Raw genomic sequence first — 21,578 nt, forward strand, 5'->3', positions numbered from 1 at the left:
GCGCCGACTAGACTCCGGCGCATGGGCGACCGACGACTCCGCCAGCGCTGGGATCGGCTCCGGGAGGCCGTCCAGAGCCGGGTGTGGCCGCTGCCGACCGCGGCGATCGTGGCCGGGGTCATCCTCGGTGTCGCCCTGCCCGAGCTCGACCGGGTGCTCGACCCGATCGTCCCCGAGTGGCTCGGCGCCCTCCTGTTCGCGGGCGCCCCGGACTCGGCCCGCGCGATGCTCTCCTCGATCGCCGGTTCGCTCATCACGGTCACCTCGCTGACGTTCTCGCTCACCGTCGTCGCCCTGCAACTCGCGAGCAGTCAGGCCTCGCCGCGGCTGCTGAGGATGTTCGCCAGCGACCGGCGCGTGCACGCCACCCTGGCGATGTTCCTTGGCACCTTCGCCTACGCGATGACGGTGCTGCGCTCGGTGCGCTCCGCCGACGAGAGCATCGTCGGCGACGCCGGGTTCGTTCCGCGCCTGGCCGTGAGCCTGACCTTCGCGCTGATGCTCGCCGCCGTGATCGCCCTGACGCTGTTTCTGGCGCACCTGGCGACGCGGCTGCGGGTCGAGACCATGCTGCGCGACGTGCACGGCGAGACGACGCGCACCCTCCGCGCCCTGTACTCCGAGGAGCTGCCCGGCGACGACGCGCACGACCTGCCGGCCGAGCCCGCCGAGCGTCGGCTCACCCTCGCCACCCGCTCCGGGTTCCTGGTCGGCGTCGATCGCACCGCCCTGCGGGAGATCGCCGTGCGCGACAACCTGGTGATCTCGGTCGACACGGCCGTCGGCGACGACCTGATCGAGGGCGTTCCGATCGCGTCCTGGTGGCCGCGCGATGCGATGCAGGGGCCGCGTCCGGACGACGCGGAGGCGACGGCGCGCATCGACGCGGCGATCGCTCGCGCCCACCTGATCGAGTACGAGCGCACCTCGGTGCAGGATGTCGGCTTCGGCATCCGACAGCTCGTCGATGTGGCCGTGAAGGCGCTCTCGCCGGGCGTCAACGACCCGACCACCGCCGTGCACGCGCTCGGACACGTGTCGAGCGTCGTGGGCGATCTGGTGTCGCGGCCGATCCCCTCGACCGTGGAGCGCGACCAGGACGGGCTGATCCGGGTGGTGGGGCGGCAGCTCGATCTGGAGGCGATGCTCGACATCGCGATCTCGGGGCCGCGCCAGTACGGAGCGAGCGACCTCGAGGTCGCGCTGCGCCTGCTGCGCCTGCTGCGCGAGGTCGCCTGGCGCAGCATCCACCCCGAGCTGGCGGAGGGAATCCGCCGCCGTGCAAGCGAGGTGCTCGCCGCGGCCGAGACCGCCGACCGCACCCGCGCCGAGCTCGCCCGGCTGTCCGCGGCGCGCGGTGCCGTGCTCGAGGCGCTCGACGCGCGCTGGCCGGTGCCGGGGATCTCCGCCGACTCGTAGACTGGGGTGGTTCCCACCGCCGACAGACCGGAGTTCGCCGTGCCCACCATCGTCGTCGAGGTCATGCCCAAGCCTGAACTGCTCGACCCCGCCGGCAAGGCCGTCGCGGGCACCCTCAACCGTCTCGGCAAGAGCGAGTTCAGCGGCGTGCGCATCGGCAAGCGCATCGAGCTGAGTGTCGACGGCGAGATCACGGATGCGGTGCTCGCCGACGTGCGCGAGCTCGCCGACGAGCTGCTCTCCAACTCGGTCATCGAGGACGTCGTCTCGATCACCGTCGCCGACGAGGTCACCGCCTGATGCGCGTCGGCGTCATCACGTTCCCCGGCTCGCTCGACGACCGGGACGCGCAGCGCGCGATCCGCCTCGCCGGCGCCGAGCCGATGGCCCTGTGGCACGGCGAGCACGACCTGCACGGGGTCGACGCGATCGTGCTGCCCGGCGGCTTCAGCTACGGCGACTACCTGCGCTGCGGTGCGATCGCGGCCCGCAGCCCGATCATGGCCGAGGTCATCGACGCCGCCAACGCCGGGATGCCGGTGCTCGGCATCTGCAACGGCTTCCAGATCCTCGTCGAGTCGCACCTGCTGCCGGGCGGGCTCATCCACAACGATCACGGCAACTTCATCTGCCGCGACCAGAAGCTCCGCGTCGAGAACGCCTCCACCGCGTGGACGAACGCGTTCACCGAGGGCCAGGAGATCACCATCCCGCTGAAGAACGGCGAGGGCGGGTACATCGCCAACGACGAGACGCTCGACCGGCTGGAGGGCGAGGGCCTGGTGGCATTCCGCTACCTCGAGGGCAACCCGAACGGCTCGCTGCGCGACATTGCCGGTCTCACCAACGCCCGCGGCAACGTCGTCGGCCTGATGCCGCACCCCGAGCACGCCGTCGAACCGGGCTTCGGCCCCGACACCGACATCGCGATGCGCTCCGGCATCGACGGTCTCGGCTTCTTCCGCTCGGTGCTCGAAGCGAGCCTGTCGCGCGCATGACCCCGAAGAAGCTGTTCCGCATCGTTGCGATCGCGGAAGCCATCACCTGGACGCTGCTCATCACCGGCCTGATCCTTCGGGCCACCGCCGATCTGGCGATCGCGGTCACGATCGGCGGAGGCATCCACGGTTTCGTGTTCCTGACTTACGCGGGCATCTCGCTGCTGGTCGGCATCGACCGCCGCTGGAAGCCGGGCCTCGTCGTGCTCGCGGTCGTCAGCGCGATCGTGCCGTACGCCACCATCCCGGTGGATGTCTGGCTCGACCGCCGCGGCAAGCTCGACGGCGCCTGGCGCACCGAGCCGGACGCCGCCGGCGACCGCACCTTCCTGGACGGCCTGGTGCGCTGGTTCGTGCGCCGCCCGGTCGTGCTCGTGCTGATCTTCGTCGTCGTGCTGATCGCGATCTTCACGATCCTGCTCGTGATCGGCCCTCCGGGCGGCTCCCACTAGAACGGCACGCGGCGGCGGGGAAGCGCCGCTAGCGGCCGCCCTCGGCCCACGCCTCGCGCACGAGACGTTCGAGCACCTGCTCATCGACCTTGTCGAGGCGGCGAACGTACAGGCAGCCGACCCCGGTCTTGTGCGGGCCGAGCTCGGCCAGCAGCGGCTCCGGCTCGGGGGCGTAGGAGTTCTGCAGCCCGTACAGCGAGAGCTGCGCCTTGCGCGGAGAGAAGCCGACGATCGGCCAGTCGCCTTCGCGCCCGCTCGAGGTTGCGTAGTGCTTCGAGCCGAAGCCGACGATCGTCGGACCCCACATCACCGGCTCGACGCCGGTCGCCCGACGGAAGATCTCGAGCAGCCGCTGGCCCTCGGCCCGTCGGCGCTCATCCTCCACGGATGCCAGGAACTCCTCGACGGGCACGTCGGTCGGCAGGGTCGTGTTGTCGTTGCGGGAAGCCATGCGGTCTCCTCACTCCTTCGCGGGTGACGCCGTTCCCTCCGATCGTACGACGGGCATCGACTGGGTGTAAGTCTGCTGACGCTGCTCGCCCTCGGCACTGCCGCTGAACATGCCGGAGTGCTCCTCGCCCGGCTTCGAGCGCACGGCCCGCTTCGGCGCTTCGACCATCTCGACGCGCGTGCGCGGCACGCCGGCTGGCGACTTCGCCTGCAGCCACTCCACCATCGCCTCGCGCACGTTGCAGCGCAGATCCCAGAGCGCCCCCGAGTTGGCCGCGGTGACGGTGATGCGCACACGCACGAAGCCGGCGGTCGCATCCGTGATCTGCAGCACCGCGCTGCGCTTGTCCCAGAGCGGATCCGCTTCGACGATGCGCTGAAGCTCGGCGCGCATCGCCGAGGGCGAGACCCGCCAGTCGAGGTCGAACTCGACCGAGCCGAGGATCTGCGTGCCCGAGCGGGTCCAGTTCTCGAACGGTGTCGTCGTGAAATAGGTGGAGGGCAGCACCAGGCGACGGTCGTCCCAGATGTGCACGACGATGTAGGTGAGGGTGATCTCCTCGATGCGGCCCCACTCGCCTTCCACCACGACCACGTCGTCGACGCGGATCCCGTCGGTGAAGGCCAGCTGCAGCCCGGCGAACACGTTCGACAGCGCGGACTGCGCCGCGATGCCGGCAACGACACTGACAAGGCCGGCCGACGCCAGCAGGCTCGCCCCGTAGGCCTCCACCCCGTCGAAGGTGAGCAGGATCGCCCCGACGGTGATGATGCCGACGAGCACAAACGCCAGGCGGCGCAGGATCGCGACCTGCGTGTGCACGCGGCGAGCGCGACGGTTGTCGGCCACGTCGACCGGGTAGCGCGCGAGGGTGCGCGCGAACAGGAACCCGATCACCCCGGCAGTGAGCCACCCAGCACAGGCGATGATCGCGATCTGCAGGCCGTGTTCGATCCAGGTGCGGAGCGTCTCCCAGTCCTCACCAAGCGGCATGAACGCCGTCATGATGAGCAGCGCGATGGCGAGCAGCAGCGCACGGAACGGCCGGCGGATTCGCCCGAGGTTCCTGGGATCCCATCCCGCCCGCTTGGAGATGAAGCGCAGTGGCAAGGTGACGAGCGCGACGATCACCACCACGAGCACGGCGACGCCGACAACGACGATCGCAAAGGTCAACCAGGGGTCCCAATCGGCGGGCATAGTCCTCCAGACTTCGGGCAGTTCTTCCACGGTAGCCGGAGCCGCGGCGCGTTCGCGCGCGCTCGGTAGGATGGGCGGTGAACTTCCCCCCGCGAACGGAGCCCAGGCCGCGTGACTGACACCACCGCTGCGACCGCCCCCGCGTCCCCCGTCGTCGACTCGGTCGACAACGCACGGGCGACGCCGGAGAAGGAGCAGCCCTACGCCGCGCTCGGGCTCAAGCCCGACGAGTACGAGCAGATCAAGCAGATCCTCGGCCGCCGCCCCACGAGCGGCGAGCTCGCCATGTACTCGGTGATGTGGAGCGAGCACTGCTCCTACAAGTCGAGCAAGGTCTGGCTGCGCCAGTTCGGGCAGAAGGTCAGCCCCGAGATGACCAAGGACCTCATGGTCGGCATGGGCGAGAACGCCGGCGTGATCGACATCGGCGAGGGCTGGGCGGTCACGTTCAAGATCGAGAGCCACAATCACCCCAGCTACATCGAGCCGTTCCAGGGCGCCGCGACCGGCGTCGGCGGCATCGTGCGCGACATCATCTCGATGGGCGCGCGCCCGGTGGCGGTCATGGACGCGCTGCGCTTCGGCGCCGTCGACCACCCCGACACCGCGCGCGTGCTGCCCGGTGTCGTCAGCGGCATCAGCTTCTACGCCAACTGCCTGGGCCTGCCGAACATCGGCGGCGAGACCTGGTTCGACCCGGTGTACCAGGCGAACCCGCTCGTGAACGCCCTCGCCGTGGGCGTGCTGCGGCACGAGGACCTGCACCTGGCGAACGCGCGCGGCGCGGGCAACAAGGTCGTGCTGTTCGGTGCGCGCACCGGCGGCGACGGCATCGGCGGCGCATCGATCCTCGCCTCCGACACCTTCAGCGAGGGCGGCCCGACGAAGCGACCCGCCGTGCAGGTCGGCGACCCGTTCGCCGAGAAGGTGCTCATTGAGTGCTGTCTGGAGCTGTTCCAGGGCGACCTGGTGGAGGGCATCCAGGATCTGGGTGCGGCCGGCATCTCGTGCGCGACCAGCGAGCTCGCCAGCAACGGCGACGGCGGCATGCAGGTCTCGCTCGATGACGTGCTGCTGCGCGACCCCTCGCTCACGGCGGAGGAGATCCTCATGTCGGAGAGCCAGGAGCGCATGATGGCGATCGTGCGCCCGGAGAAGCTGGAGGGCTTCCTGGCCGTCACCAGCAAGTGGGATGTCGAGACCAGCGTGCTCGGCGAGGTCACCGACACCGGCCGCCTCGTCATCACCTGGCGCGGCGAGACCATCGTCGACGTGGACCCGCGCACGGTCGCAGTAGACGGACCTGTCTACAACCGGCCGATCGCCTACCCGAGCTGGATCGACGCGGTGCAGGCCGACTCGGCCGCGAACCTGGCGCGCCCGAGCGACGGCGACGGCATCCGCGCGCAGGTGCTGGCCCTGCTCGGCAGCGCCAACCTGGGCGACGCGAGCGCCATCACCAGCCAGTACGACAAGTACGTCATGGGAAACACGGCCCTCAGCTACCCGGATGACGCGGGCATGGTGCGCGTCGACGAGACCTCCGGGCTCGGCTTCGCCGTCGCGACGGATGCCAACGGCCGCTACTGCTACCTCGACCCGTACCAGGGGGCGCAGCTCGCCCTCGCGGAGGCGTACCGCAACGTCGCCACGACCGGCGCCAAGCCGGCCGCCGTCTCCGACTGCCTGAACTTCGGCTCGCCGGAGAACCCCGAGGTGATGTGGCAGTTCTCGAAGGCCGTCGAAGGTCTCGCCGACGGCTGCCTGGAGCTCGGCATCCCGGTCACCGGCGGCAACGTCAGCTTCTACAACCAGACCGGCGATGTGCCGATCCACCCGACGCCGGTCGTCGCGGTGCTCGGCACCATCGACGACGTCGCGCGCCGCGTGCCCTCGGGCTGGCAGGACCCGGGCGACAACCTGTACCTGCTCGGCACGACGGCGCTCGAGCTCGACGGCTCGGCCTGGGCTGGCGTGATCCACGACCACCTCGGCGGTCGACCGCCGGCGGTCGACCTCGCGCGCGAGAAGGAGCTCGGCGAGCTGCTCGCCGCGGGCGCGCACGAGGGCCTGTTCAACGCCGCCCACGACCTGAGCGACGGCGGTCTCGCGACCGCGCTCGCGGAGGGCGTGCTGCGCTTCGGCGTCGGCGCGCGCGTCTGGCTCGACGACCTGATCGCGCGCGACGGCGTGGACGCGGCGACCGCGCTGTTCAGCGAGTCGACCGGCCGCGTGCTGGTGGCCGTGCCGCGCGAGGAGGACGTCAAGTTCACCCGCCTGTGCGAGGGCCGCGGCTACCCGGTGCTGCGCATCGGCGTCACCGACAGCGAACCGACCCTGGAGGTCCAGGGTCAGTTCAGCCTGTCGGTCGACGAGCTGCGCGGCGCGCACACGAGCGCGCTCGCGCGGTTCTAGCGCGCCGCCCGCGCCAGCGCGCGGCCGTTGCTCCTGCTTGACTCGGGTCAGGAGGTGCGCGCATGGTCCGGTGGATCCGACGCGGCTACGCGGAGGTCTCGGCCGCTCTCGGGGCGGTCGCGCTGGCGTTCGCAGCGTTCCGCCTTCTCGCGGGTGATGCCGGGGGCTGGTGGGGAGTCGTCCTCGCCTGGCTGCCGCTGACCGCCTACCTCGGTTTCATCCTCCTCGGGCGTCCGTCGACCCGAACGCGCACGCTGTGGCCTCTGCTCGTCGCGAGCGGCGCCGGTGTCGTCGTCGCCGCAGTCGCCGGTGCGCTCGCCTTCGTCCTCGCGGCGCTCGGGCTCGCCCTCCTGGCCGGGTACCTGTTCTGGTACTCGCGGCAGTCTCGGCACTCGAGCGCGCTGGTCGTCGGCTCGCCCCTGCCGGACTTCCCGCTCAGCACCGTCGACGGCGACCGGGTGCGCAGCTCGGTGCTCACCGATCGCCCGCAGGTGATCGTGTTCTTCCGCGGCTCGTGGTGCCCGTTCTGCACCACGCAGCTGCGCGAGCTCACCGAGCGCTACCGCGAGCTGGAGCACCGCGGCGTCGGCGTCAGCCTGATCAGCCCGCAGCCCGCCACCGACACCGCCGAGCTCGCCACCCGCTTCGACGTTCCGATGCGCTTCTTCGCCGACCCCGGCGGTGCCGCCGCCGCAGCGCTCGGCCTCACGCAGTCCGGCGGGGTCCCGCTGCTCTACGGAGCCGGCACGAACGGCGACACGGTGATCCCGACCGTCGTGATCACGGATGCGTCCGGCGTCGTGCGCTGGCTCGACCGCACCGACAACCACCGCATCCGCCCCGAGCCGGACGCGTTTCTTGCGGTGCTCGACCGCGAAGGGATCAGCGGGCCGCCGTCACAGCTCGAATGACTGGCCCGTCGATTCTGCGGCGAGCGCCCAGAACCGCGCGCCGAACTCGGGCGAGGCGCTGGAGGCGACCGGGGCGACGACTCTCGGCGAGCCCTTCAGCTCCGAGAAGCCTCCGGGCCCGTAGAACTCGCCCGACTGCGCGGCCGGGTCCAGTGCGGCGCGAACGCTCGGCCACGCGCCGCGATCTTTGCCCTGGGCGAACGGCGCCGACAGGCGCCCGATCAGCCGGTGCGGCGTGCTCCGCTTGTCGTTCACGCCCGGCACCTGCTCGGCGAGCTCGGTGACGGCGTAGCCCGGATGCGCCAGCAGCGACGCGCGCGCATTCCCCGCGGCGCGCAGGCGGCGGTCCAGTTCGAACGCGAAGCCGTGCACGGCGTGCTTCGAGAACGCGTAGGCGCGGAATCCGCGGTACTTCCGCGTCGACAGCAGATCGTCCGACTCAAGCGTGACGAGCCGGGTGGAGAGACTGCCGAGCCCCACGACGCGAGCGGCCGGTTCGAGGGCCGGAAGCAGAAGCGCCGTCAGCAGGAAGTGCCCGATGGCATTGCCGCCGACGAGCAGTTCGAGTCCGTCGGCGGTCTCGCGCCGCGACCCCGGCGGGATCACCTGTCCCGCGTTGTTGATGAGCGCCGCGATCGGACCCGCCGCGCCCAGCTCATCCGCCGCGCGGCGGATCGAGGCGAACGAGGCGATGTCGAGCTCGACGAACGAGACGTCGGCCCCCGGAACGCGGTCGCGGAGGGCTGCCATCGCCCGTTCGGTCTTGTCGCGCGAGCGCGACGCGATGATGACCCGCGCGCCGGCCGCCGCAAGCTGCTCGCTCGTGAAATAGCCGATGCCGGCGTTCCCGCCAGTGACCACGACGGTGCGCCCGTCCTGCCAGGGCAGGACGCGAGGGTCCCACGTCACGAGGCGTCGGATCCGTTCGCCGAGGCGATGCGCTCGTGGTGGTGGATGACCTCCGCGACGACGAAGGTGAACCACTTCTCGGCGAACTCCGGGTCGAGCTGCGCGTCGACCGCGAGGGCGCGCAGGCGCGCCACCTGGCGGCGCTCGCGCTCCGGGTCCGAGGGCGGCAGACCCTTCTCAGCCTTCAGCTGACCGACCTGCTGGGTCGCCTTGAAGCGCTCGGCGAGGAGGTGCACGAGCGCGGCGTCGATGTTGTCGATGCTCTGCCGCAACGCGGCGAGCTCGGCCACGACCTCCGGGGCGATGTCACCGTTCTGCGTCATGCCCCGAGCCTAAGCGCCCGCACGCTGCTCGCCCGGCAGCGGCGTCGGCGCGGTCGGAGCAGAGCGGAACAGCACCGGCCGTTCGCCCCACGCGGCCAGCCGCTCCTCGAGTCCGGCGCGAACCGCCGGCCACTCGCTCGACAGGATCGAGTAGATCGCCGTGTCGCGCCAGCTGCCGTCGGCACGCGGCCGGTCGTGACGGGCGACGCCCTCGAACACGGCGCCGAGCCGCTCGATCGCCGCCCGTGATCGGGCGTTGACCGCGTCCGCCTGGATGCGCACCCGCTCGAAGCCATGCTCGAACGCGTGACCGAGCACCAGCAGCTTCGTCTCGGGATTCACCTGGGTTCCCCAGACGCGCGGGTCGTAGGCGGTCCAGCCGACGTGGGTCGAGCCGGACGCCTCATCGAAGTCGCCGAGCGTGGTGGCGCCGACGAGGTCGCCGCCATGCGGTCCGTTCGCGATGCGAACGACGAAGTTCCGCCGCGCGTCGCCCGCGTAGTAGGCGGAGCTCCACGCGGCATACCCGGCCTCGTCAGCGGGGAGCCCTGCGGGACCGCCCCCGTAGCCGCCGGCGAAGACGGCGGGATGGCCGAGCGCCCGCCACAGTTCGGGCGCATGCGCGGCGGTCATCGGCTCCAGTGTCACGAATCGGCCCTTCAGGGCGGCGGGTTCGGGGCGGCACGCGGTCACGATGCGATCCTCCCATCCCCGGCCAGCCGTCACGTCTCCACAGGGAGAGCGATTAACATCGGTACGCGATGAGTGTCTGGGATCTCAGCGGGGAACGATCGGCGACGGCTCGGGGAGCCGCGCTCGGTGAGCCGCGCCCGGATTTCACGGACTGGTTCGATCCGCGCAGTCGCCGCGTCGCCGTCGAAGACGCCATCATCGGCCTGGATCTCCCTGACGCGGTCCTCGCGATCGTGCTGATCGAAGAGCGTCACCCGACACCCTCGAACCAGCCCCGCGTGTCGATCGCCGACGTGGTGCCGGACACCGATCCGAGCAACCTGGTCGCTTGGATGCGCGCCGCGCTCGCCCTGGTGCGCTCAGCCGAGGAATTCGGCCGCCGCAATGTCATCGATGGCGAGTCGGGTCCGGCGCTGGTGGCGGCCATGGCAGCCGAGCACCCCGGGTTCTCGCAGAAGAGCTACAGCGACGTGCTGTTCCACGGCTTCTCGCTCGCCAGCAGCTGACCACCGCCCGCGTCGCCGCCGCCCGCGCATCTGCACGGCAGGAGCCCCAGCGAAGCGGGGCGACCACGCTCGTCCCGCGAAGCGGCGCGCGCCGGAGGAGCGCCGGCGCGCCAAAAGATTCAGAGCAGATCGTGGCGCACGACGATGGCCTCGCGGCCGGGGCCGACGCCGATCGCCGACATGCGCGACCCGCTCATCTCCTCGACGGCGAGCACGTAGTCCTGCGCGTTCTTCGGCAGGTCCGAGAATTCGCGGGCGCCGGTGATGTCTTCACTCCAGCCCGGGAACTCCTCGTAGATCGGGGTCGCGTGGTGGAAGTCGCTCTGATTGACGGGAACCTCGTCGAAGCGGGTCCCGTCGACGTCGTAGGCGACGCACACCGGGATCGTCTCGAGCCCGGTGAGCACATCGAGCTTGGTGAGCACGAAGTCGGTGACGCCGTTGATGCGCGCCGAGTAGCGCGCGATGGGGGCGTCGTACCAGCCGGTGCGCCGCGGGCGACCGGTGGTGGTGCCGAACTCGAAGCCGGCGGCGCGAAGGAACTCGCCCGACTCGTCGAACAACTCGGTCGGGAACGGGCCCGCGCCGACACGCGTCGTGTACGCCTTGACGACGGCAATGACGCGGTCGATGCGGTTGGGGGCGACACCCGAGCCGGTGGCCGCGCCGCCGCTGGTCGCGTTGGAGCTGGTGACGAAGGGGTAGGTTCCGTGATCGACGTCGAGCATCGTCGCCTGGCCGCCCTCGAACAGCACGGTCTTGCCGGCATCCAGGGCCTGGTTCAGAACGAGGCTGGTGTCGGCGACCATCGGGCGCAGACGGTCGGCGTAGCTCAGCAGCTCGTCGACGATCTCGTCGACGCCGATCGCCCGGCGGTTGTAGATCTTGACCAGCAGGTGGTTCTTCTGGTCGAGGGCGCCCTCGACCTTCTGGCGCAGGATGTTCTCGTCGAAGAGGTCCTGGATCCGGATGCCGACGCGGTTGATCTTGTCGGCGTACGCCGGGCCGATGCCCCGGCCGGTGGTGCCGATCTGACGCTTGCCGAGGAAGCGCTCGGTGACGCGGTCGAGCGTGCGGTGGTAGCCGGTGATGACGTGCGCATTGGCGCTGACCAGCAGCTTCGACACGTCGACGCCGCGGGCCGACAGGGCGCCGAGCTCGTCGAAGAGCACCTCGACGTCGACGACGACGCCGTTCGAGATGACGGGGGTGACGCCGGGCGTCAGAATGCCGGACGGCAGCAGGTGCAGCGCGTACTTCTTGTCGCCGATGACGACGGTGTGGCCGGCGTTGTTGCCGCCGTTGAACTTGACGACGTAGTCGACGCGGCTGCCGAGCAGGTCGGTCGCCTTGCCCTTGCCTTCATCGCCCCATTGGGCGCCAACGAGAACGATCGCGGGCATGCTTTTCTCCCTCACGGTCGGGCGGGATTACACCCCAGTCTATCTGTTGCGGACCGGCGGGTCGTCGACGCCGACCGCGGGCGCTATCTCGCACGGGAGGTTTGGGGGGCGACCCGAACGTGTGCCCGTTCGCCCTGCTTGCCGATCAGGCTGAGGTACTCGACCGGGCCCGAACTGGTGGCGGCGAACCAGTGCGGCGTGCGCGTATCGAACTCCGCTGCCTCCCCCGGTTCGAGGATGAGATCGTGTTCGCCGAGCACGAGCCGCAGTCGTCCGTTGAGGACGTACACCCAGTCGAAGCCTTCGTGGGTTCGAAGGTCGGGCGCGGCATCGTCGCGACCGGTGGGCAGGACGAACTTGTAGGCCTGGATGCCGCCCGGCCGGCGGGTCAGGGGCAGGATCGTGGAGCCGTCCGCGCAGGCGACGGGCCGCAGGCTGATGCGCGGGTTGCCGGTCGGCGGCGCATCGACGAGCTGGTCGAGGGTGACGCCGTAGGCGCGCGCCAGCGGAAGCAGCTGCTCCAGGGTGGGGCGGCGCAGCCCGGCCTCGAGGCGCGACAAGGTGCTGGTCGAGATCCCCGTCTCTTCGGCGAGGTCGTGGAGCGTGACGCGTCGTCGGTGCCGCAGCCGCTTGAGCCGGGGCCCCACCGCGTCGAGAGTGCGATCCGTGGAGTCGTCCATGCCCTCCAGTTTGCCATTCTGCAACATGCTTTGCTTATCCGCCGTGCTGTCTGCACGATTGCTCCGGGCGGCGACGAGCGCACGCCGCCCGGAGGAGCAGACCGATGACGCACACATTCGATCAGGACTACTGGGCCCGACACTGGCTCGGCGGCCGCGACGGCGCGACGGCTGCGATGGCGAGCACGCCGCCGAATCCGCACCTGATCCGCGAGGTGGCCGGCCTCGTGCCCGGGACGGCGCTCGACGCGGGGTGCGGCGCCGGAGCAGAGGCGATCTGGCTCGCCTCGCGCGGTTGGCAGGTCACCGGCGCCGACGTCGTGACCGAGGCCCTGGCACTCGCGGCCGAGCGTGCCGACGCCAGCGGCGTCGCGGATCGGGTGCGCTGGGTGCAGGCCGACCTGACGAGGTGGGAGCCCGCAGCGACCTACGACCTGGTGACCACCCACTACGCCCACCCCCCGATGCCGCAGCTGGAGTTCTATGACCGGATCGCATCGTGGGTCTCGCCGGGCGGCACCCTCCTGATCGTCGGCCACCTCCACCACGGGAACGGCACAGACGAGCCGCCCGCCTCGGCCTCGGTGACCGGCGCCGACATCACGAGACGACTCGATCCGGCGGTGTGGCAGGTCGTGACCACCGAGGAGTCGCAGCGAACCCTCTCTGCCCGCGGAGGCGGACCGGCCTCGCTCCACGACGTCGTCGTCCGAGCGACCCGTCTGATCTGAGTCACCCCTCGAGCACGCCGGAGCCCTCGGGGTCCGGCGCCACATCATCCTGCCGCTGTGCAGGTCACGAAAGGAACTGACGTGAGCACGACACCCATGCCCGCCGCCGACGGCATCGACGAGCCGGTCGACCGCGGCGACCCGATCATCCATGACGCCCGGCAGCGTCGCGCGATCCTGATCGCGGTCTGCATCGCACTGATGGCCGTCATCGCCTCAGTGTCCGGCCTCAACGTCGCCCAGCCCGAGCTCGCCGTCGAGTTCGATGCCTCGCAGAGCACGGTGCTGTGGTTCATCAACCTCTACACTCTCAGCCTCGCCGCGCTGCTCCTGCCGCTGGGAGCGCTCGGAGATCGGATCGGCCGCAAGCCCGTGCTGCTGGTGGGCTTGATCGTGTTCGGGGTCGCGAACGCGGCGGCCGGACTGGCCACCTCCACGGAGCTGATGCTCGCCTCCCGGTTCGCCTCCGGTGTGGGCGCCGCCATGATCATGCCGGTCACGCTGGCGGTGATCACCTCGACCTTCCCGGAGGGCGAGCGCGCCAAGGGAATCGGCGTGTGGACGGGAGTCGCCGGCGGTGGCGGCATCGTGGGCATGTACCTGTCGGCGCTGCTCGTCGACGTCGCCACCTGGCGCTGGCTCTTCGCCCTTCCGGTCGTGCTCGTTCTGGTCGCGCTCGTGATGATCGTGCGGTCGGTGCCGAACTCCCGCGAGCGCACGGCGCACCGGTTCGACCTCGTCGGATCGGCGACCTCCGGCATTGCCGTCGCGGGGCTCGTTTTCGCCCTGCACGAGGGACCCGTCCACGGCTGGACCCAGCCCGCAACCCTGGCCGCTCTGATCGGCGGGGTGGGCGCCGTGATCGTCTTCGCCGCGTGGGAGATGCGCCAGACGGCGCCACTGCTCGACGTGCGCCTCTTCCGCGGGCGGGGCATGGCCAGCGGATCGCTGACGCTGCTGGCTGTCTTCGGGGTGCAGGCCGGGATCTTCGTGGTGCTGTTCCCGTTCCTGCAGATCGTCCTCGGCTGGTCGGCGCTCCAGGCGACCCTCGGCATGATGCCCATGGCCGTGCTGATGATGCTCGCCTCCGTGCTCGCGGCGCAGGTCGCCTCGCGGATCGGAGCGCGAGGCACGATGGCCACCGGCATCGCTCTCGGCGGCGTCGGCCTTGCCCTCATGGCGAGCCTCGTATCCGTCGACGACGGCTACCTCGCGGTCCTCCCGGGCATGCTCGCCATGGGCCTCGGCATGGGTCTCGCGATGACGCCCTCCACCGAGGCGATCACGAGCTCCCTGCCCCGCGAGCGCCAAGGCGTCGCATCGGCGCTCAACGACGTCACCCGAGAATTCGGCACGGCCCTGGGAGTCGCCCTGCTCGGGGCCATCCTCTCGGCCGGCTACGCGAGCGCCATCGACGGCCGACTCGACGGGATTCCGAGCGACGTCGCGACCACCGTCCGTGAAGGACTTGCGAACGCGGTCGCCGCCGCCGACGGGGCCAGCCCGCGCGCAGACGCTCTGGTCCGTGCCGCACAGGAGTCGTTCGTCGATGCCTGGCAGCTCGCCATGTGGACGGGCGCCGCCGTGATGGCCGTCCTGCTCGCCTACGTTCTCGCCCGGGGCCCCGAGCGTGCCAAGAGGGCTAACCGGCGTGCCGACGAATCCATTCGTGCATGACGATCGCGGCCGCCGCGGCCGCATTGATCGACCTCGTCGAACCGTACTGGCGGATGTGCACGGTGGTCGTCGCAGCGGCGAGCGCCTCGGAACTCAGCCCCGGGCCTTCCTGCCCGAACAGCAGCACGCAGCTGGCGGGTAGATCAGCTTCGATGACGTCGACCGAGCCGGGCACGTTGTCGACGGCGATGACCGGCAGGTCGCGCTCGGCCGCCCAGGCGACGAGGGCCTCCACCGTCTCGTGGTGGATCACCGTCTGGTACCGATCGGTCACCATCGCGCCGCGCTTGTTCCAGCGGCGCTTCCCGACGATGTGCACGGCCGCCGCCGCGAAGGCGTTGGCGGTGCGCACGATGGAGCCGATGTTGAGGTCGTGCTGCCAGTTCTCGATGGCGACATGGAATTCGTGGCGGCGGGTGTCGAGCTCGGCGACGATCGCGTCCATGCGCCAGTAGCGGAACTCGTCGACGACGTTGCGGCGGTCGCCGTGCTCGAGCAGCTCCGGGTCGAGGCGCGGATCGTCGGGCCAGGAGGCGCGCCCGCCCGGCCAGGGACCGACGCCGACCGGCATCTGGTCTTCACTCGGTCGCTGCTCGTCCACCCTGCGAGAGTATCGGCGCTGGGAGGTGAGCGCCGAGGCTGTTAAGGTCGGCGCATGCCCACGCCGGAGGTCCCGCCGCTCGCGGGTGCCGACGCGCCCGACACGATCGTGCTCGGCGACAACCTGGCCGTCACGGCCCGGCTGCCCGACGCCTCCGTTCGTCTCATCTACCTCGACCCGCCGTTCAACACGGGGCGCACGCAGCACCACACGCCGATTCGCACGGAGCGCGCCGCCGACGGCAGCGACCGGGTGGGCTTCGGCGGGCAGAGCTATGCGAGCGTTCGGGGCGAGCGCCGCAGCTTCGGCGACAGCTTCGATGACTACTGGGCGTTCCTCGAACCCCGGCTGCGGGAGGCGCACCGGCTGCTGGATGACCAGGGCACCCTCTACCTGCACCTCGACTTCCGCGAGGCGCACTACGCGAAGGTCGCCCTCGATGAGTTGTTCGGCCGCGACTGCTTTCTCAACGAGCTGATCTGGGCCTACGACTACGGGGCCAAGTCGAACCGGCGCTGGCCGGCCAAGCACGACACGATCCTCGTCTACGTGAAGGATCCGGCGCGGTACTACTTCGACAACGCGAGCGTCGACCGCGAGCCGTACATGGCTCCGGGGCTGGTCACACCCGAGAAGGTGGCGCGGGGCAAGCTGCCGACCGACGTCTGGTGGCACACCATCGTCGGCACCAACGCCCGCGAACGCACCGGGTATCCGACGCAGAAGCCGGAGGGAATCCTGCGCCGCATCGTGCAGGCCTCGAGCGCACCGGGCGACCTGGTGCTCGACTTCTTCGCCGGTTCCGGCACAACCGGGGCAGTGGCGCACGCGCTCGGGCGGCGTTTCCTGCTGGTGGATGAGAGCCCGGATGCCGTCGAGGTGATGCGCGCGCGCCTGCCGCACGCACGCATCCTCACCCCGCCCGCCCCCTGAGCACCCCGCCACCCCGCCGCCCGCTGGCGAGCATCCCGTCTCCCCGCCCCGCCAGTGTCACGTTTCTCCGGAGGTTTCACGCGCGACCCCCGGTCTCACGGGGCCGCATCCCGCGCGCGAGGTGGAATCTCCGGAGAAACGTTGCACTCGGGCGCTCAGTAGGCTGGTCGCATGGGTAATCGCGCTGACGTCGAATGCTGGCTCACCGACATGGATGGGGTTCTCGTCCACGAGAACACCGCGCTTCCCGGCGCCCAGGAGCTCATCGAGCAGTGGACAAACACCGGAACCCCGTTCCTGGTGCTGACCAACAACTCGATCTTCACCCCGCGCGACCTCGCCGCCCGCCTGCGCGCCTCGGGGCTCTCGGTTCCCGAGGAGGCGATCTGGACGAGCGCGCTCGCGACGGCCGACTTCTGCGCCCAGCAGATGCCCGGCGGCACCGCGTTCGTGATCGGCGAATCCGGCATGACGAACGCACTCCACGAGGTCGGCTTCATCCTCACCGAGACCAATCCCGACTACGTGGTCGTCGGCGAGACCCGCAACTACTCGTTCGAAGCGATCACCAAGGCGATCCGGTTCATCAACAACGGCGCCCGCTTCATCGCCACCAACCCGGATGCCACCGGCCCCTCCGCCGAGGGCGCCCTGCCGGCAACCGGGGCGATCTCGGCCCTCATCACGAAGGCGACCGGCAAGGAGCCCTACGTCGTGGGCAAGCCGAACCCGATGATGTTCCGCTCGGCGATGAACAAGATCGGCGCGCACTCGGAGGTCACGGCCATGATCGGCGACCGCATGGACACCGACATCGTCGCGGGCATCGAAGCGGGACTGCACACCGTGCTCGTGATGACCGGCATCACCGATCAGGCCGAGATCGACCGCTACCCGTTCCGTCCCGACGAGATCCTCGAGGGCGTGCATGAGCTGGTCGCGCCGATGCCCGCCGAAACGGAGCTCTGAGCGGTTCCGCCTAGCTCGCGTCGCTCGTCTCGACCGGGTAGGCGGCGCTGCCCTCGAGCGGCTCGCCCGAGGTGCGCGTGACGAAGCACCGGTATGACGGGTCCTTCTCCCACTGCTCTGCCGTGGCCGGGTAGCTGCCCTGCATGGTGACGTCGAGCAGGTTGTTGAGCGCCTCCAGGTTGACGACCCTCTGCGCGGCGCACAGTTTGTCAATGCCGGCCTGAAGCTCCTCAACGCCGGGGAACGGCACGAGAGGCTCGGGGGTGGCCGGGGTGTCGTCGTCGCTCTCCTCCGGTTCGGGCTGGTAGCTGCCGCGGTAGACGAGCTGGGCGGCGTGCGGCGCATCGCAGTCGACGACCGTGTACTGGGTCTGCCAGGCGTCCGTGTAGGGGTCGAGGCACTCGCCGCCGAGCAGTTCGTCCCACAGGTACAACCCCGGCTCCACGGGGCCGATCGCCTCGACGGTCGCGCTCGGGGTCGGGCTCGGGCTCGCCGTGATCACCGGCGCCGGCCCGAGCAGGTCGGGGAGCCTCGTGCCGACGAAGTACAGGACGATCAGCGCAAGGATGCCGATCAGACCCCCGGCGACGGCCATCAGGATCTTCTGCGTCTTGCCGAACCCCGCAACGGGAGGCCCGTCGCCGTCGCCCGGCCCTCCGCCGTCGCCGCCGTCCGCGGCCGCGCCCCGGGAGGCCTTCGACAGGCGTTTGGCAAAGGGCGCCTCGTTCGGGTCGGGCCCGACCGGGACCTCGCGGAACTGGTCTTCGCCGAAAAGCGACTGCAGCGCATCGCCGGAGGGCTCTCCTGCCGCGGGAACGAGCTCGGTGGGCTGGTCGCCGGCCGAGGCCGCCGAGATCGCCTCGGTGGGCGGAACATATGCCTGCGTCGGCACGTCATCGAAGTCTGGCGTGAACGGCTGCGTCGGCTCGGACTCGATGAACGGTGTTGGCGGGCGGAGGTCAGGCGCGAACGGCTCGCTCGGCGGCGGCCCGGCGAAGGGCTGTGGCGCCGCCGAATGCGGCACCGCGGCCGGCGGGAGAGGGGGCTGTGCGGGCGGGAATGCCTGCGGGGGCGGCGCGGGCTGGCTCGGCGGCGCGGGCGGCGCGGGCGGCGCGGGCGCGCTCGACGGCGCCGGCTGCGCCGGCGGGAAGGGCTGGCTCGGCTGCGCCGGCTGGCTCGGCTGGCTCGGCTGCGCCGGCGATGACTCGTCCCCGCTGGGGCGAAGCCCCCAGTTGAACCCGCCTGCCGCGGCGGGCGGTGCGGCCGGCGCGGGCGGTGCGGCCGGCGGGGCGGGCGGGAAGCCCTGCGTGGGCGGGAAGCCTGCGGGCGGCAGCGGTGCGGGCGGCGGCGTGACGGGCGGCGGCGTGACGTGCGGCGGCGTGACGGGCGGCGGCGTGACGTGCGGCCGCGCCGCCGGCGGCGGCGTGACCGGCGGTGGCGACGGCGAGACGGGCGGTGAGCCCGGCGCCGAGCCGAACGGGTTGATCAGCGTGGGCGGGACGGCGGGAGGGGTGGACTGCGGCGGCACGGCCGGCGGCGGGCTCTGCTGCGGCGCCTTCGGCGGCACGGGCGTTGCCGGCGTCACCGGGGCCGCGTCCTCCTCGTCGCCCGCGCCGAACTGCGCGGCGAACCAGTCGGCCCCCGAGTCGATCGACTCGTCGTCCCGTCCGGTCACGGTGCCAGTCCGAGATCGGCCAATCCGATCGCGGCGTAGTACGGGTAGCCGGCGGCCTCGATGACTTCCTTCGCCCCGGTGTCACGGTCGACGACGACCGCCACCGCCGCGATCTCGGCGCCCACCTTGAGCAGCGCCTCGATCGCCTTCAGCGGGGAGCCGCCCGTGGTCGAGGTGTCCTCCAGGACGACGACGCGCTTGCCGGCCAGCTCCGGGCCCTCGACCTGGCGACCGCGCCCGTGGTCCTTCGGCTCCTTGCGCACGACGAAGGCGTCATACGGTCGCCCCTGCGCGGCGCCCTGGTGCAGCACCGCGGCGGCGATCGGGTCGGCGCCCATGGTCAGGCCGCCCACCGCATCCACGTTCGGGATGTCGGCGATCAGATCGACCATCACCTGTCCGATCAGAGGAGCGACGCGCCCGTCGAGGCTCACCTTGCGGAGGTCGATGTAGTAGCTCGCCTTCTTCCCGCTGGTGAGGGTGAAGTCGCCGTGGAACACGGCATCCTTCGAGATGGCTTCGATCAGCTTCTGGCGGGCGCTCACCCGTCCAGATTAGGGCAGGTCGTCGAATCCCAACGAGGCGACCTCGGAGGCGGGCTCGTCACCGTCGGCGGAACCGGCCGACGCAGAGGCGACCCCCAGCCAGGCGACCGCAATGGAGGCGACGATCATCGCGGCGATCAGAAGCGCCGTGGCGCGCGGAGACAACCGCGGGGCACGGAGATGAGCGTCGGGATCGGAGGTCACTGCGATCACCGTATGAGAGCCGGGCGCGCACCAGTAGCCACCCCTTTGGGGGGCAACGCGAGGTCGCATCGCCGCCCGGTACTTTGGAGCCATGCGCATCGCCACCTGGAACGTCAACTCGATCCGCACCCGCGTCGGTCGTGTCGTCGACTGGCTCGAGCGCGCCGACGTCGACGTGCTCGCGATGCAGGAGATCAAGTGCAAGCCGGAGCAGTTCCCGCACGCCGCCTTCGAGGCCGCGGGCTACGACGTCGCCGTGCACGGACTCAACCAGTGGAACGGGGTCGCGCTCGCCAGCCGGCTGCCGATCACCGAGGTCGAGACCGAGTTCCCGGGGATGCCCGGCTTCCTGAAGGGCGCGGAGGGCCCCGACCTCCCGCGCGAGGCGCGCGCCCTCGGCGCGACCATCGACGACGTCCGGGTCTGGAGCCTCTACGTGCCCAACGGCCGAGCGCTCGACGACCCCCACTACGCCTACAAGCTCGACTGGCTGGCGGCGCTCCGCACCGCGACGGAGGGCTGGCTGCGCACCGACCCCGATCTGCCGCTGGCACTCACCGGCGACTTCAACATCGCACCCTTCGACGCCGACATGGGCGACCCGAGCTTCGCGCCCGGGCGCTCGACGCACGTCTCCGAACCGGAACGCGCCGCCTTCCACGCCTTCGAGGATGCGGGCCTCACCGATGTGGTGCGTCCGCTCGTGCCCGAGGGCTACACCTTCTGGGACTACCAGCAGCTGCGCTTCCCGCGGAACGAGGGCATGCGAATCGACTTCGTGCTCGGCTCGGCCGCGTTCGCCGACCGGGTCGCCGGCGCCGAGATCCATCGCGACGAGCGCAAGGGCGACGCCCCGAGCGATCACGTGCCGGTGCTCGTCGAATTGACGAACGAGGGCGACGACGACGATCGCCCGATGATCTTCTAGCCGGCGAGGCCCAGCCCGGCCGGAGTCAAGCGGCCAGGATCGCGGCGACGACGACGAGCACGGGCAGCGACAGCACCGTCGTGATCAGCACGGTGTCGCGCGCGAGCACGACCCCGCGTCCGTAGCGCTGCGCGTAGTTGAACACGTTCTGCGCCGAGGGCAGCGCGGCCAGCACGACGACGACGAACAGCTCATGCCCGGTCAGTCCCCAGAGCACGTGCCCGACGAACCAGGCGACGAGCGGCATCACGACGAGCTTGAGCGACGTCGCAAGGATGACGTCGCGGCGAGCGCTGCCGGGGGCCAGCACGCGCTGGCCGTGCAGCGACATGCCGAAGGTGAGCAGAATCACCGGGACCGCCGCGGAGCCGACGAGGACGAACGGCTCCATCACGAAGTCGGGAAGCTCGAGCCCGAGAACGGCGACGAGGAGGCCGGCGGCGGAGCCGAGGATCAGAGGATTCGTGACCGGCTGCAGGAAGATGCGACCCCAGGAGCGGCGGCCGTGCGAGCTGACGTCCAGCACGGTGAGCGCGAGCGGCGCGATCACCAGCAGCTGCAGCAGGATGACGGGCGCCGACGCGGAGGCGTCGCCGAGCACGTAGACCGCGACCGGGATCCCGATGTTGTTGGCGTTGACATAGCCGGAGCCCAGTGCCCCGATCGTCACGTCGGCGACCGACCGCCGCCAGGCGAGGCGCGCCACCAGCAGGAACAGCAGCATCGGCACCGCGGCCGAGATGATCGAGATCGGCAGCACGTCGGAGAACAACCGCGCCACGTCGGCCTCGGCGAGCACGGTGAACAGCAGCGCTGGCGACAGCACGAAGAACGCAAGACGGCTCAGCGCGTAGTCGGCGTGCTCGCCCAGGAGCCCGATGCGCCCGATCAGATACCCGACCCCGATGATGGCGGCGATGATCGCGAACCCCACGAGAACACCGATCATCCCCCC

General features: G+C 70.8%; 24 protein-coding genes. 12 read left to right on the forward strand and 12 right to left on the reverse strand.

Going from position 1 to position 21,578, the window contains the following annotated elements; translation table 11 throughout:
• Positions 1–21 precede the first annotated feature (21 nt).
• The 4 genes from ACR3ZA_RS07635 to ACR3ZA_RS07650 are packed head-to-tail and all read left to right on the forward strand — an operon-like array spanning position 22 to position 2,869.
• Positions 22–1,419, forward strand: coding sequence for a DUF2254 family protein (locus ACR3ZA_RS07635; protein ID WP_473661397.1), 1,398 nt, complete (start codon positions 22–24; stop codon positions 1,417–1,419).
• A 39-nt stretch (positions 1,420–1,458) separates the two neighbouring features.
• The gene (purS, locus tag ACR3ZA_RS07640) at positions 1,459–1,719 is read left to right on the forward strand and encodes a phosphoribosylformylglycinamidine synthase subunit PurS (RefSeq protein ID WP_473552567.1); all 261 of its coding nucleotides are present in this window, start codon (positions 1,459–1,461) and stop codon (positions 1,717–1,719) included.
• Complete coding sequence (gene purQ, locus ACR3ZA_RS07645) at positions 1,719–2,417, forward strand: phosphoribosylformylglycinamidine synthase subunit PurQ (protein ID WP_473661398.1); 699 nt, start codon at positions 1,719–1,721, stop codon at positions 2,415–2,417. The genes purS and purQ overlap by 1 nt, the downstream gene beginning before the upstream one ends.
• Positions 2,414–2,869 carry a DUF3817 domain-containing protein gene (locus tag ACR3ZA_RS07650; protein WP_473661399.1) on the forward strand — a complete coding sequence of 152 codons (456 nt, stop codon included), beginning with the start codon at positions 2,414–2,416 and terminating at the stop codon, positions 2,867–2,869. The genes purQ and ACR3ZA_RS07650 overlap by 4 nt, the downstream gene beginning before the upstream one ends.
• Positions 2,870–2,897: 28 nt before the next feature.
• On the opposite strand, the gene ACR3ZA_RS07655 is transcribed toward ACR3ZA_RS07650, so the two are convergent.
• Together ACR3ZA_RS07655 and ACR3ZA_RS07660 are read right to left on the reverse strand one after the other, a co-directional pair.
• Positions 2,898–3,320 (reverse strand): DUF1801 domain-containing protein, encoded by a 423-nt coding sequence (locus tag ACR3ZA_RS07655; RefSeq protein ID WP_473661400.1) that lies wholly within the window; start codon positions 3,318–3,320, stop codon positions 2,898–2,900.
• 9 nt (positions 3,321–3,329) lie between these two features.
• A complete protein-coding gene (locus tag ACR3ZA_RS07660) occupies positions 3,330–4,520 on the reverse strand; it encodes a mechanosensitive ion channel domain-containing protein (RefSeq protein ID WP_473661401.1) in 1,191 nt (396 codons plus the stop codon).
• 111 nt (positions 4,521–4,631) lie between these two features.
• Here ACR3ZA_RS07660 and purL point away from each other — a divergent pair, with 111 nt between their 5' ends.
• Both purL and ACR3ZA_RS07670 read left to right on the forward strand, forming a co-directional pair.
• Complete coding sequence (gene purL, locus ACR3ZA_RS07665) at positions 4,632–6,935, forward strand: phosphoribosylformylglycinamidine synthase subunit PurL (protein ID WP_473661402.1); 2,304 nt, start codon at positions 4,632–4,634, stop codon at positions 6,933–6,935.
• 62 nt (positions 6,936–6,997) lie between these two features.
• Positions 6,998–7,846, forward strand: a complete 849-nt coding sequence (locus ACR3ZA_RS07670; RefSeq protein ID WP_473661403.1) for a redoxin domain-containing protein — start codon at positions 6,998–7,000, stop codon at positions 7,844–7,846.
• On the opposite strand, the gene ACR3ZA_RS07675 is transcribed toward ACR3ZA_RS07670, so the two are convergent.
• Genes ACR3ZA_RS07675 through ACR3ZA_RS07685 form a run of 3 tightly spaced genes read right to left on the reverse strand, consistent with a single transcriptional unit; the run spans position 7,832 to position 9,771 of the window.
• Positions 7,832–8,755, reverse strand: a complete 924-nt coding sequence (locus ACR3ZA_RS07675; protein ID WP_473661404.1) for an SDR family NAD(P)-dependent oxidoreductase — start codon at positions 8,753–8,755, stop codon at positions 7,832–7,834. The genes ACR3ZA_RS07670 and ACR3ZA_RS07675 overlap by 15 nt on opposite strands.
• Positions 8,752–9,078 (reverse strand): chorismate mutase, encoded by a 327-nt coding sequence (locus ACR3ZA_RS07680; protein ID WP_473552639.1) that lies wholly within the window; start codon positions 9,076–9,078, stop codon positions 8,752–8,754. Before ACR3ZA_RS07680 ends, ACR3ZA_RS07675 begins: the two co-directional genes overlap by 4 nt.
• A gap of 9 nt (positions 9,079–9,087) precedes the next feature.
• Positions 9,088–9,771, reverse strand: coding sequence for a GNAT family N-acetyltransferase (locus ACR3ZA_RS07685; protein ID WP_473661405.1), 684 nt, complete (start codon positions 9,769–9,771; stop codon positions 9,088–9,090).
• Between the two features lie 68 nt (positions 9,772–9,839).
• Here ACR3ZA_RS07685 and ACR3ZA_RS07690 point away from each other — a divergent pair, with 68 nt between their 5' ends.
• Complete coding sequence (locus tag ACR3ZA_RS07690; protein ID WP_473661406.1) at positions 9,840–10,277, forward strand: hypothetical protein; 438 nt, start codon at positions 9,840–9,842, stop codon at positions 10,275–10,277.
• A 119-nt stretch (positions 10,278–10,396) separates the two neighbouring features.
• Here the strand turns inward: ACR3ZA_RS07690 and ACR3ZA_RS07695 are convergent, their stop codons facing one another.
• Together ACR3ZA_RS07695 and ACR3ZA_RS07700 are read right to left on the reverse strand one after the other, a co-directional pair.
• Positions 10,397–11,680, reverse strand: a complete 1,284-nt coding sequence (locus tag ACR3ZA_RS07695) for an adenylosuccinate synthase (RefSeq protein ID WP_473661407.1) — start codon at positions 11,678–11,680, stop codon at positions 10,397–10,399.
• 83 nt (positions 11,681–11,763) lie between these two features.
• Positions 11,764–12,360: a helix-turn-helix domain-containing protein gene (locus ACR3ZA_RS07700; protein WP_473661408.1), complete on the reverse strand. Its 597-nt coding sequence runs from the start codon at positions 12,358–12,360 to the stop codon at positions 11,764–11,766.
• 104 nt (positions 12,361–12,464) lie between these two features.
• Between ACR3ZA_RS07700 and ACR3ZA_RS07705 the strand changes: the two genes are divergently transcribed.
• Together ACR3ZA_RS07705 and ACR3ZA_RS07710 are read left to right on the forward strand one after the other, a co-directional pair.
• On the forward strand, positions 12,465–13,091 hold the full coding sequence (locus ACR3ZA_RS07705; protein WP_473661409.1) for a methyltransferase domain-containing protein: 627 nt from the start codon (positions 12,465–12,467) through the stop codon (positions 13,089–13,091).
• Positions 13,092–13,172: 81 nt separating this feature from the next.
• Positions 13,173–14,768 (forward strand): MFS transporter, encoded by a 1,596-nt coding sequence (locus tag ACR3ZA_RS07710; protein ID WP_473661410.1) that lies wholly within the window; start codon positions 13,173–13,175, stop codon positions 14,766–14,768.
• Here ACR3ZA_RS07710 and ACR3ZA_RS07715 read toward each other — a convergent pair.
• A complete protein-coding gene (locus ACR3ZA_RS07715; protein ID WP_473662297.1) occupies positions 14,734–15,339 on the reverse strand; it encodes a TrmH family RNA methyltransferase in 606 nt (201 codons plus the stop codon). The two genes, ACR3ZA_RS07710 and ACR3ZA_RS07715, sit on opposite strands and share 35 nt — an antisense overlap.
• 84 nt (positions 15,340–15,423) lie before the next feature.
• Between ACR3ZA_RS07715 and ACR3ZA_RS07720 the strand changes: the two genes are divergently transcribed.
• The gene (locus ACR3ZA_RS07720) at positions 15,424–16,302 is read left to right on the forward strand and encodes a DNA methyltransferase (protein WP_473661411.1); all 879 of its coding nucleotides are present in this window, start codon (positions 15,424–15,426) and stop codon (positions 16,300–16,302) included.
• A 171-nt stretch (positions 16,303–16,473) separates the two neighbouring features.
• Positions 16,474–17,271, forward strand: coding sequence for an HAD-IIA family hydrolase (locus tag ACR3ZA_RS07725; RefSeq protein WP_473661412.1), 798 nt, complete (start codon positions 16,474–16,476; stop codon positions 17,269–17,271).
• Positions 17,272–17,281: 10 nt separating this feature from the next.
• On the opposite strand, the gene ACR3ZA_RS07730 is transcribed toward ACR3ZA_RS07725, so the two are convergent.
• From ACR3ZA_RS07730 to ACR3ZA_RS07740, 3 genes are read right to left on the reverse strand one after another with little or no spacing between them, the layout of a single operon-like run.
• Positions 17,282–18,946 carry a hypothetical protein gene (locus ACR3ZA_RS07730; protein WP_473661413.1) on the reverse strand — a complete coding sequence of 555 codons (1,665 nt, stop codon included), beginning with the start codon at positions 18,944–18,946 and terminating at the stop codon, positions 17,282–17,284.
• Entirely contained in the window at positions 18,943–19,491 is a 549-nt protein-coding gene (gene pyrE, locus ACR3ZA_RS07735; protein ID WP_473661414.1) for an orotate phosphoribosyltransferase, read from the reverse strand. The genes ACR3ZA_RS07730 and pyrE overlap by 4 nt, the downstream gene beginning before the upstream one ends.
• A gap of 9 nt (positions 19,492–19,500) precedes the next feature.
• Positions 19,501–19,695, reverse strand: coding sequence for a hypothetical protein (locus ACR3ZA_RS07740; RefSeq protein ID WP_473661415.1), 195 nt, complete (start codon positions 19,693–19,695; stop codon positions 19,501–19,503).
• Between the two features lie 91 nt (positions 19,696–19,786).
• On the opposite strand from ACR3ZA_RS07740, the gene ACR3ZA_RS07745 reads away from it, so the two are divergent.
• Entirely contained in the window at positions 19,787–20,623 is an 837-nt protein-coding gene (locus ACR3ZA_RS07745) for an exodeoxyribonuclease III (RefSeq protein ID WP_473661416.1), read from the forward strand.
• A gap of 25 nt (positions 20,624–20,648) precedes the next feature.
• On the opposite strand, the gene ACR3ZA_RS07750 is transcribed toward ACR3ZA_RS07745, so the two are convergent.
• The gene (locus tag ACR3ZA_RS07750; protein ID WP_473661417.1) at positions 20,649–21,572 is read right to left on the reverse strand and encodes an AEC family transporter; all 924 of its coding nucleotides are present in this window, start codon (positions 21,570–21,572) and stop codon (positions 20,649–20,651) included.
• Between the last annotated feature and the right edge of the window lie 6 nt (positions 21,573–21,578).

It is taken from the genome of Herbiconiux sp. J20-20 (genome assembly GCF_057365085.1).

Bases quoted from the DNA above. Each gene is read 5' to 3' on its own strand.
- ACR3ZA_RS07635 (WP_473661397.1), top strand. From the start codon at position 22: ATGGGCGACCGACGACTCCGCCAGCGCTGGGATCGGCTCCGGGAGGCC.
- purQ (WP_473661398.1), top strand. From the start codon at position 1,719: ATGCGCGTCGGCGTCATCACGTTCCCCGGCTCGCTCGACGACCGGGAC.
- ACR3ZA_RS07650 (WP_473661399.1), top strand. From the start codon at position 2,414: ATGACCCCGAAGAAGCTGTTCCGCATCGTTGCGATCGCGGAAGCCATC.
- ACR3ZA_RS07655 (WP_473661400.1), bottom strand. From the start codon at position 3,320: ATGGCTTCCCGCAACGACAACACGACCCTGCCGACCGACGTGCCCGTC.
- ACR3ZA_RS07660 (WP_473661401.1), bottom strand. From the start codon at position 4,520: ATGCCCGCCGATTGGGACCCCTGGTTGACCTTTGCGATCGTCGTTGTC.
- ACR3ZA_RS07670 (WP_473661403.1), top strand. From the start codon at position 6,998: ATGGTCCGGTGGATCCGACGCGGCTACGCGGAGGTCTCGGCCGCTCTC.
- ACR3ZA_RS07680 (WP_473552639.1), bottom strand. From the start codon at position 9,078: ATGACGCAGAACGGTGACATCGCCCCGGAGGTCGTGGCCGAGCTCGCC.
- ACR3ZA_RS07690 (WP_473661406.1), top strand. From the start codon at position 9,840: ATGAGTGTCTGGGATCTCAGCGGGGAACGATCGGCGACGGCTCGGGGA.
- ACR3ZA_RS07695 (WP_473661407.1), bottom strand. From the start codon at position 11,680: ATGCCCGCGATCGTTCTCGTTGGCGCCCAATGGGGCGATGAAGGCAAG.
- ACR3ZA_RS07700 (WP_473661408.1), bottom strand. From the start codon at position 12,360: ATGGACGACTCCACGGATCGCACTCTCGACGCGGTGGGGCCCCGGCTC.
- ACR3ZA_RS07705 (WP_473661409.1), top strand. From the start codon at position 12,465: ATGACGCACACATTCGATCAGGACTACTGGGCCCGACACTGGCTCGGC.
- ACR3ZA_RS07715 (WP_473662297.1), bottom strand. From the start codon at position 15,339: ATGCCGGTCGGCGTCGGTCCCTGGCCGGGCGGGCGCGCCTCCTGGCCC.
- ACR3ZA_RS07720 (WP_473661411.1), top strand. From the start codon at position 15,424: ATGCCCACGCCGGAGGTCCCGCCGCTCGCGGGTGCCGACGCGCCCGAC.
- ACR3ZA_RS07725 (WP_473661412.1), top strand. From the start codon at position 16,474: ATGGGTAATCGCGCTGACGTCGAATGCTGGCTCACCGACATGGATGGG.
- ACR3ZA_RS07745 (WP_473661416.1), top strand. From the start codon at position 19,787: ATGCGCATCGCCACCTGGAACGTCAACTCGATCCGCACCCGCGTCGGT.
- ACR3ZA_RS07750 (WP_473661417.1), bottom strand. From the start codon at position 21,572: ATGATCGGTGTTCTCGTGGGGTTCGCGATCATCGCCGCCATCATCGGG.